The organism is Cellulomonas sp. McL0617, from assembly GCF_049994875.1.
Lineage (GTDB): Bacteria > Actinomycetota > Actinomycetes > Actinomycetales > Cellulomonadaceae > Cellulomonas.
In genome coordinates this window covers 2,632,142-2,641,326 of the sequence record NZ_CP188256.1, presented here as the reverse complement: position 1 = coordinate 2,641,326, position 9,185 = coordinate 2,632,142, and the positions used below count along the sequence as shown (strand labels likewise).

Annotated in this window: 6 protein-coding genes; all 6 read left to right on the top strand. The window is 73.0% G+C overall.

Translation table 11 applies throughout. From position 1 onward, the window contains the following. The first annotated feature begins 48 nt into the window (after positions 1 to 48). Complete coding sequence (locus ACPPVS_RS12030; RefSeq protein ID WP_426595962.1) at positions 49 to 1,005, top strand: AAA family ATPase; 957 nt, start codon at positions 49 to 51, stop codon at positions 1,003 to 1,005. Between the two features lie 47 nt (positions 1,006 to 1,052). After that, entirely contained in the window at positions 1,053 to 2,159 is a 1,107-nt protein-coding gene (locus ACPPVS_RS12025; RefSeq protein ID WP_426592498.1) for a DUF58 domain-containing protein, read from the top strand. After that, positions 2,156 to 4,471 carry a transglutaminase-like domain-containing protein gene (locus ACPPVS_RS12020; protein WP_426592497.1) on the top strand — a complete coding sequence of 772 codons (2,316 nt, stop codon included), beginning with the start codon at positions 2,156 to 2,158 and terminating at the stop codon, positions 4,469 to 4,471. The genes ACPPVS_RS12025 and ACPPVS_RS12020 overlap by 4 nt, the downstream gene beginning before the upstream one ends. A 50-nt stretch (positions 4,472 to 4,521) precedes the next feature. After that, positions 4,522 to 5,661 (top strand): RDD family protein, encoded by a 1,140-nt coding sequence (locus ACPPVS_RS12015; RefSeq protein ID WP_426592496.1) that lies wholly within the window; start codon positions 4,522 to 4,524, stop codon positions 5,659 to 5,661. A gap of 20 nt (positions 5,662 to 5,681) precedes the next feature. Beyond that, positions 5,682 to 7,166: a PQQ-binding-like beta-propeller repeat protein gene (locus ACPPVS_RS12010; RefSeq protein WP_426592495.1), complete on the top strand. Its 1,485-nt coding sequence runs from the start codon at positions 5,682 to 5,684 to the stop codon at positions 7,164 to 7,166. Positions 7,167 to 7,352: 186 nt separating this feature from the next. Then, entirely contained in the window at positions 7,353 to 9,098 is a 1,746-nt protein-coding gene (gene leuA, locus ACPPVS_RS12005) for a 2-isopropylmalate synthase (protein ID WP_426595961.1), read from the top strand. Positions 9,099 to 9,185 lie beyond the last annotated feature (87 nt).

The window sequence follows — 9,185 nt, the reverse complement described above, 5'->3', positions numbered from 1 at the left end:
AACTATTCCGAGCTGGACCCGACGCCCGATCTTCAGGAGACCGCCCACATGGACCCCGAGCAGAGCACCTGGTTCGCCGAGACGTTCGACGCCCTCGTGTCCAACGTGGGCCTCGCCCTGCTCGGCAAGGACCACACGGTCCGGCTCGCCCTGACGGCGATGATCGCGGAGGGTCACCTCCTCCTCGAGGACGCGCCGGGCACCGGCAAGACGTCGCTCGCCAAGGCTCTCGCAGCGACGGTCCAGGGCAGCCACCACCGCATCCAGTTCACGCCCGACCTCCTGCCGTCGGACGTCACCGGGGTGACGATCTACGACCAGGGCACGCACCGGTTCGAGTTCCACCCCGGCCCGATCTTCGCCTCGGTGGTGCTCGCCGACGAGATCAACCGCGCGTCGCCCAAGACGCAGGCCGCCCTGCTCGAGGTCATGGAGGAGGGCAACATCACGGTCGACGGCGTGACGCACCCCGTCGGCCGCCCGTTCATGGTGATCGCGACGCAGAACCCCATCGAGCAGGCGGGCACCTACCGCCTGCCGGAGGCCCAGCTGGACCGCTTCCTCATCAAGACGTCGCTCGGCTACCCGGACCGGTCGTCGACCATCGAGATCCTCGCGGGCGCCAAAGACCGGACGACGAACCTGCAGCCCCGCATCACGACCGAGGCCGTGGGCACGATGGCCGACCTCGCGCAGACCGTGCACATCGACGACGTCGTGCTGGACTACGTGGCGCGCCTGACCGAGGCCACGCGCGAGGACCCGCAGACCGTGGTCGGCGCGAGCGTCCGCGGCGGCCTGGCCCTCGTGCGCACCGCCAAGGTCTGGGCCGCGGCCGCCGGCCGCGAGTACGTGATCCCCGACGACATCAAGGTGCTGGCCCAGCCGGTCCTCGCGCACCGCCTCGTGCTGGAGACCGAGGCCGAGTTCGCCGGGGTCACCGCGATCGAGATCCTTGCCCGCATCCTCGAGACGACCGCGCCGCCGGCCCTGCGGGCGGCCTGAGCGTCATGGGTCTGCGGGTCTCGCCGGTCGGGTGGGGAGTGGCATTCGTGGCCCTCCTCTGCCTGCTGCTGGGCCGACGGTTCGGTTGGCTCGAGCTGGCGGCGTTCGGTGCCGCGCTCGCCGCCGTCCTCGTCGTCGCCCTCCTGATGACCGTCGGCCGCTCGCGGTACGCGATCACGCTCGACATGGCCGATCGTCGCGTGAAGGTGGGCGAGCGTGCGCTCGGCCGGCTCGAGGTCCGCAACGCCGCACGTCGGCGGTCCCTGCCGTCGCGGGTGGAGCTGCCCGTCGGTGCGGTCACCGCCGAGTTCTCGGTCCCCGCCCTGAGCGCCGGCGCCGAGCACGACGACCTGTTCGCCATCCCGACCGCGCGGCGGGCCGTGATCGTCGTCGGACCGGTGCGCTCGGTCCGCGGGGACCCGTTCGGTCTGGCACGCCGCAGCGTGCGATGGACCCGACCCGTCGAGCTGTTCGTCCACCCGCTGCTCGTCTCGCTGGCCGGCGCGGGCTCGGGCCTCCTGCGCGATCTCGAGGGCCAGGCCACGCGTGACCTGTCAGACTCGGACCTGTCCTTCCACGCCCTGCGCGACTACGTCGCCGGCGACGACCGCCGCTACATCCACTGGCGCACGACGGCCCGCCGCGGCAGCCTCATGGTCAAGCAGTTCGAGGACACCCGGCGCACGCAGACCGCGATCGCGCTGGCCACGGACCCGCGGGACTACGCCGACGACGACGAGTTCGAGCTGGCCGTCTCGGTCGTCGCCTCGGTGGGGGTGCAGACGATCCGCGAGGAGCGCGAGCTCGCGGTCCTTGCCGGCCCCGGGACGCTGCGGGTGGAGACTCCGCCGCTGCTGCTCGACGACTGCTCGGGCCTGCAGCTGGCCTCGAGCGGTGCGGGCATGGTGCTGCTCGGCCGCCGGGTCGCGCGCGAGGCGCCGGCAGCGTCGGTCGCGATGCTGGTCACGGGCTCGGAGCCGTCGATGGCCGACCGGCGCCTGGGCTCGCGGCACGTGCCCACCGGCACGCGGACCGTGGTCGTGCGCTGCGAGCGCGGCGCCGAGGTGGCCGTGCGCACCCACGGCAGCCTCAGCCTGGCGACGATCGGCGCGCTCGACGACCTGCCCCGGCTGCTGCGACGGGTGACGGCATGACGACCCCCGCCCGCCGCCCGCGCCCGCTGCGCGCGGGTGCGATCGACGCCGTGGTCCTGCTCAGCATGCTCGGCGTGGCGCTGCTCCCGCTGCTGTCCGTGTACGGCGATCAGTCCGGCGTCCCGGCACTGGCAGGCGGTCTGGTCCTGGGCGCCGGTGTCGCGGCGGTGGGCGCGTGGCGCCGCTGGTCGGCGCTCACGGTCGTAGCGGTGCTGCTCGTCGTGTTCTTCGTCGCCGGCGGGCCGTTGGCCGCGCCCCGCACGACGAAGGGTGGGGTCGTCCCCACCCTCGACACGGGCACGGCCCTGGCGCGCGGCGTGGCGTCCACGTGGAAGCAGGTGCTGACGCTCCAGCCACCGATCGGCACCAGCGGGACGTTGCTCGTCGCGATGTACGCCCTCGCCTTCGTCGGCGCCGCGGTCGCGGTCGCGGTGACCCTGCGCGCCCGTCGTCCTGCGGTCGGGGCGTCGGCGGCCGTCGTCCCGATCGTCGCCGTCGTCGGGGCGATCGTGCTCGGCACGCGGAACCCTTCGGTGTCGCCGACCCTGACCGGAACCGTGCTCGCCGTCGTGCTGCTGCCCTGGGCGGCCTGGCGGTCCGGAGGGCTGCGGGTTCAGCGCGTGGTGTCGACCGCGATGCTCCTGGTGGTCGCCGCCGCGGCCGGCACGTTCGGTGCGCCCGCCGTGGTGGCGTCGTCGGAACGGTTCGTCGTCCGCGACCAGATCGTGCCGCCGTTCGATCCCCGCGACTACCCGAGCCCGTTGTCCGCGTTCCGGGAGTTCGTCAAGCAGGACGCCGACACGCCTCTGTTCACGGTCTCCGGCCTCCCGGCGGGCGCGCGCGTGCGCCTGGCGACGATGGACCGGTACGACGGCGTCGTCTGGAACGTCGCGGGCGACGGGTCGGCCGAGGCGTCGGGCGAGTTCCGGCGCGTCGGGGACGTGATCGAGACCAGCGCCCGCGGCAAGCCGGCCACGGTGAAGTTCACGATCGACGACCTGGGCGGCGTCTGGTTGCCGACGGTGGGCCAGGCGACCTCGTTCGACGTCGGCGACTCCACTGCGGCGGGCGGGCTGCGGTACAACGACGCCACGGGCGCGGCGGTCGTGACCGGAGGGATCCACCACGGGCTCTCGTACGACGTCGACGCCGTCGTGCCACCGGTGATCGACGCCGCGACGACCGTCGGCCGCGCGCCGGCGTCGGACGTGGCCCAGCCGGCGCTCTCGAGCGTGCCGGACCTCGTCTCGGTCACCGCCGCCGACGTCGCCCGCGACGCGGGCAGCCCCGTCCAGATCGCGACCGCGCTGTCGGACTGGCTGAGCAAGCAGGGCTTCTTCAGCCACGGGATCGTCGACGCCGGTGACTACGCGTCGCTGTCCGGTCACGGCGCGGACCGGATCACGTCGCTGCTGGGCGGCGACGTGATGGTCGGCGACGGCGAGCAGTACGCGGCGGCGCTCGCGCTGATGGCGCGTTCGATGGGCCTGCCGGCACGCGTCGTGCTCGGGTTCGTGCCCGGCTCGGCGGCCGCGGGGGAGAAGGCGGCCGACGGCTCGGTCACGGTGACCGGCAAGGACATCCAGGCGTGGGTCGAGATCCCCTTCCAGGGCTACGGCTGGATCCCCTTCGACCCCACGCCGCCGCCTGAGCAGACGCCGCAGGAGAACAACAAGGACAAGCAGACCGAGCCGAACCCGCAGGTCGTCCAGCCGCCCCCGCCGCCGCCCGCTGCCGTGAACGCGCCCGACGAGGACACCGAGCAGCCGCAGACGGACGACCCCGCGCCCGACACGAGCTCCGTCCCCCTCTGGCTCCGCGTGACGCAGGTGGCAGGCGTCGCCGCGATCCCGCTGGCGGTGCTGGCGGCGCCGTTCGTGGTGATCGTCGTGCTGAAGGTGCGTCGCCGTCGTCGTCGTCGGCGCAGCGCCGACCTGGTGGCCCGGGTCGCGGGCGGCTGGGACGAGGTGCTGGACGTCGCCCGCGACCTGCGGCACCCGACGGGCGGCCTCGCGACGCGCAACGAGTCGGCCCGGGCGATCGCGGCGTCGTTCGAGGACGTGGCCGACGGTGCTGTGGTCGCGTCGCGGGTGGGAGCGCTGGCGCGTTCCGCCGACCGGGCGGTGTTCAGCCCGGCGACGCCGAGCCCCGAGCAGGCCGCCGCATACTGGGCAGATGTCCAGGTTGCGGTCGAGGCGATGACGCACAGCGTGGGGTGGCGACGTCGGTTCCGCGCTCGTCTCTCGACAGCGTCTCTGCGCCAGGAGAAGCGACGTCGTCGTGCGGCCCGCCGCTCGGTCGTCTCCTCGTAGTGCGCGGCAGCTCCGACTTCATGACCGGTCCAACCTCAGGGAGCCCAGGCGTGACATCCCGGTACGCACGCGCCCACGCCGCGCCGCCCGCATCGATGGCGCGTCGGTTCGGCGCCGTCCTGCTCGACGCCCTGGTGTGGGTGGTGGTCGGCGGCTGGGTCATCGCCGTGGGCGTCGTCGGCTGGGCACGTGCCGAGCCGTCGACGCGGGCGTCCGCGGGCGCCCTGACCCTGCTGACCGTCGGGCTGGCGGTCACGGGCGCGCTGGTCCTGGCGCAATGGCTGCTGCACGGCCTGACCGGCTGGACCCTCGGACGGCTGGCGACCGGGGTGCGCACCGTCGACGTGCAGACCCGCGAGCCCGTCGGGGTCGCGCGCATCTTCGTGCGCTCGGTCGTCGTCGCCGCGGGTCTGCTGATCGGGCTGCTCGGCGCCGTCGTCGTCCTCGTGTCGCCGTTCTTCGACCGCACCCGCCGCAACCGCGGGTGGCACGACCGCGCCGCCGGTGACGAGGTGCTCGACGTCCGCCGGTCGGTGCTCGCGGCCGCCGAGCAGCCGCCACGACGCAGCAACCCGACGGAGGCGACCCGGGCGCCGGTTCCGCCGCGCGGCCCCGTACCCGTCCCGGACTGGGCTGCGGCGACGCGGGCGCCGTCGGTCGCCCAGCCGACCACGGGCTCGCTCGTGCTCGCCCCGGTCGACCCGCGGCGCAGCAGCCCGGACCTCGACACGCGAACCATCCCGGTCGTGCGGTCGGGACTGGCCTATGGCCTCCTGCCCGAGCTCGAGCTGACGCGTCCGGCGGCCCCGCGAACCGACCCGGTCGCCCCACAGCCGGTCCCGGACCGCCCCGCCGCCGAGTTCGAGCTCTCGGACGGCCGTCGCGTAAGCATCGAGCGCACCGCGCTGGTGGGTCGAAACCCGGCGTCGGACGCCGCGGTGCAGCTGGTCCGGGTGGCCGACCCGACGCGCTCGGTGTCCAAGACGCATCTCCAGATCGGCGTCGAGCGGGCGGGCGTGTGGGTCGCGGACCGCGGCTCCACCAACGGCACGGTCGTCACCCTGCCCGACGGCGGCCAGGTCCTGTGCGGCGTCGACCAGCAGGTCCGGATCCGGGTGGGCTCGACGATCGTGTTCGGGGACTGCTCGATGCGGCTGGTACGCCTCCCCGAGACCGGTCCCGCCGCCTGAAGTCGGCCTAGAGTCGGCACATGGCGGAGCGACGCCTGGCCGAGCGGCCGGCGATGCAGCTGGTAGGTCTGGACGAGGACGCGACGGACGCGCCCCCGCCCGTCCGGTCCGCGCCCGAGCACCTGCACGACGTCGCTACGGGCGCGCGGTCCTGGGCGTCGAGGCGGCCCGCGGTGGCGAGCGTCGTGACCGTGGCGGTCCTCGCGCTGGTCGCGGGCGTCGCCCTCGCCGGGCCGCGGTGGCTGACCGAGCGCGAACGGGCCGCGGTGCTGGGGCCTGCGGCGTTCGTCGGCGCTGTGGCCACGCTCCGCACGATTCCGGAGGCCACCTGGACGGCCGACGTGAACGGGACGACGGCACCCGTGCTCGTCGGCGACGTGCTCGTGGCGAGTGCCGGGTCGGTCCGGCACCGCGACCGTCGGATCGTCGGGCTGGACGCGATCTCCGGCGCTCTTCGCTGGACCGTCCCGCTGGGCACGGACCCCCAGCCCGACGCCATCGATTGCCACCCGACGGGAGAGGTCGTCTCCTGCCTCGCCGGTCCGGCGCCGACGCCCGACCCGCGCGACCTGGCCCAGGTGCCGGACGGAGAGGTCGGCGTCGCGACGCTCTGGGCGATCGACCCGGTGCACGGCGTCGTCCGGTCGACCCACCCGGTCCCCGGCTGGATCCAGTCGAGCGCGGCCGCCGGAAGTGACCTCGTGGTGGCCGCGTATGCGCACGGACGGCTGAGCGTCAGCCGCATCGAACCGGTCTCGGGCCGTCAGGTCTGGCAGACGCAGCGCTTCGCGACGGCGGGGACGACGATCAACGGCCGCATCCGGCTGGTCGTCGCGCGTGCGTTGGTGATGGCCACGGACAACGACAGCACGCTGCTGCTCGACGCCGCGACCGGGGAGCGGCAGACGCACGCGACGGACACGCTCGGGATCGACCAGACCCGGCTCGCCGCCAACGGCACCGTCGTGCGCACGCAGTTCCGGCTGCGCGGCCCGGTGATCGTCGCGAGCTCGTCGCTGTCCGACGGCATGGGAGAGCCGTGGCTCACCGCGGAGGGCTCCGTGCTGTCCGTCGACGTGTCCGACGGCTCGTCGGGCTTGACCTTCACCTCCGACGGGTTCGGCCTGGACGGCGTGCGTGCCTACCGTCCGGGTGCGGACCAGCAGGTCTGGCAGACACCCACGCAGGCGACTCGCGTCTCGGTCGACGCCAGCGATCGGGTGGTGGTGCGCAACGGCGGGACGGTCGCGGGCCTGGCGGCGGAGGATGGTGGCGTCGTCTGGGTGCGCGACCTCGGGGCGGTCTCGGGGCCGACGGTCTCGGACGGTCGGCGGGTGGCGGTGCTCAGCGGTGGGATCGACGAGCGGCCGGTCCTGGTCGCCCTCGACCTCGCCGACGGCACGCTCGAGTGGCGGCTGCCGCTGCCCGCGGGCACGTCACGCCTGGTGCAGCTGGGCACGCAGCTGTACGCGATCGGCGACGAGCGGCTGGTCGCCCTGCGGTGATGCGGGCCGGTCTCGTCCTGCGGCCGAGGTTGCGAAAGGGTCCGGGGTTCGGGGTACGGTGACATCGTGCTCGGGATCACCCTCCTTCTTCGTTGCCGCGACGAGGCCCTCTAGGCCGCATCCTCGTCGCGGTGTTCGCGTGTGCCGGCTGACCCCCTGCCGAACGCCCCGAAGGACGAGGACCCCATGAACTACCTGGAGACGAGCGCGCAGAAGCCGTCGTCGATGCCGGTGCACAAGTACCGTCCGTTCCACGAGCAGATCCGCGTCGACCTGCCGGACCGTCAGTGGCCCGACCGTCGCATCACCAAGGCGCCGCGCTGGTGCGCCGTGGACCTGCGCGACGGCAACCAGGCACTGATCGAGCCGATGAACCCGGCCCGCAAGCTCGAGATGTTCGAGCTGCTCGTGCAGCTGGGCTACAAGGAGATCGAGGTCGGCTTCCCGTCCGCCTCGCAGACGGACTTCGACTTCGTCCGCAAGCTCATCGAAGAGGACCTGATCCCCGACGACGTGGTGATCCAGGTGCTGACGCAGGCTCGGGAGCACCTGATCGAGCGGACGTACGAGGCGATCGCGGGTGCCAAGCAGGCGATCGTGCACCTCTACAACTCGACGTCCACGCTGCAGCGCGAGGTCGTGTTCCGGTCCGACGAGGACGGCATCGTCGACATCGCCGTCTCCGGCGCCCGGTTCTGCAAGAAGTACGAGGAGCTCGTCCCTGACACGGACGTGTACTACGAGTACTCGCCGGAGTCGTACACGGGCACCGAGCTCGAGTACGCGCTTCGGATCTGCAACGCCGTGCTGGAGGAGCTGCAGCCGACGCCCGACCGCAAGGTGATCATCAACCTGCCGGCCACGGTCGAGATGGCCACCCCGAACGTCTACGCGGACTCGATCGAGTGGATGAGCCGCAACCTGCGCTTCCGCGAGAGCGTGGTGCTGTCGCTGCACCCGCACAACGACCGCGGCACGGCCGTCGCGGCCGCCGAGCTGGGCTACCTGGCCGGCGCGGACCGCATCGAGGGCTGCCTCTTCGGCAACGGCGAGCGCACCGGCAACGTCGACCTGGTCACCCTGGGCATGAACCTGTTCAGCCAGGGCGTGGACCCGGAGATCGACTTCTCCGACATCGACCACATCCGCCGCACCGTCGAGCGCTGCAACCAGCTCCCCGTCGGCGAGCGCCACCCGTACGGCGGCGACCTCGTGTTCACGGCCTTCTCCGGCTCGCACCAGGACGCCATCAAGAAGGGTCTGACGGCCATGGAGGTCTCGGCGGCCGCGCACAACGTGTCCGTCGACGACCTCGTCTGGGCCGTCCCGTACCTGCCGATCGACCCGAAGGACGTCGGCCGGTCCTACGAGGCGATCATCCGCGTCAACTCGCAGTCCGGTAAGGGCGGCATCTCCTACCTGATGAAGTCCGAGAAGGACCTGGACCTGCCTCGCCGGCTGCAGATCGAGTTCTCGCAGGTCGTGCAGCGACACACCGACCAGCACGGCACCGAGGTCACGGCCGACGAGCTGTGGCACATCTTCAACGACGAGTACCTGCCGGTCGAGGCCGGCAGCCCGTTCGCGCCATGGGGCCGGTTCTCGCTGCGCGGCACCCGCGGTACCAGCGTCGAGGACGGGCCGGACACCCTGCAGGTCGACCTCGTCGACCGTGGTGTGGCGCGGACGCTGGAGGGCTCGGGCAACGGACCGGTCGCCGCCTTCGTGTCCGCCCTGAAGGACCTCGGCGTCAACGTCGCGGTGCTCGACTATGCGGAGCACGCCTTGTCCGCGGGCGGCGACGCCGCAGCGGCCGCCTACGTAGAGTGCGCGATCGGCGACCAGATCCTGTGGGGCGTCGGGATCGACCCCTCCATCACCACCGCCTCGCTCAAGGCCATCATCTCGGCGGTCAACCGGCACGAGCGCTGACGTCCGCCCGCCCACCTCCGGGACGGCACCACTGGCCGCTGTCCCGGGTGTGCGCGGCCGTTCGTCGGCGATCCCGACGACCCGCGC

Excerpts from the sequence above, each read along its gene's own strand:
- leuA (WP_426595961.1), top strand. The coding sequence starts at position 7,353 with ATGAACTACCTGGAGACGAGCGCGCAGAAGCCGTCGTCGATGCCGGTG.
- ACPPVS_RS12030 (WP_426595962.1), top strand. The coding sequence starts at position 49 with ATGGACCCCGAGCAGAGCACCTGGTTCGCCGAGACGTTCGACGCCCTC.
- ACPPVS_RS12020 (WP_426592497.1), top strand. The coding sequence starts at position 2,156 with ATGACGACCCCCGCCCGCCGCCCGCGCCCGCTGCGCGCGGGTGCGATC.
- ACPPVS_RS12010 (WP_426592495.1), top strand. The coding sequence starts at position 5,682 with ATGGCGGAGCGACGCCTGGCCGAGCGGCCGGCGATGCAGCTGGTAGGT.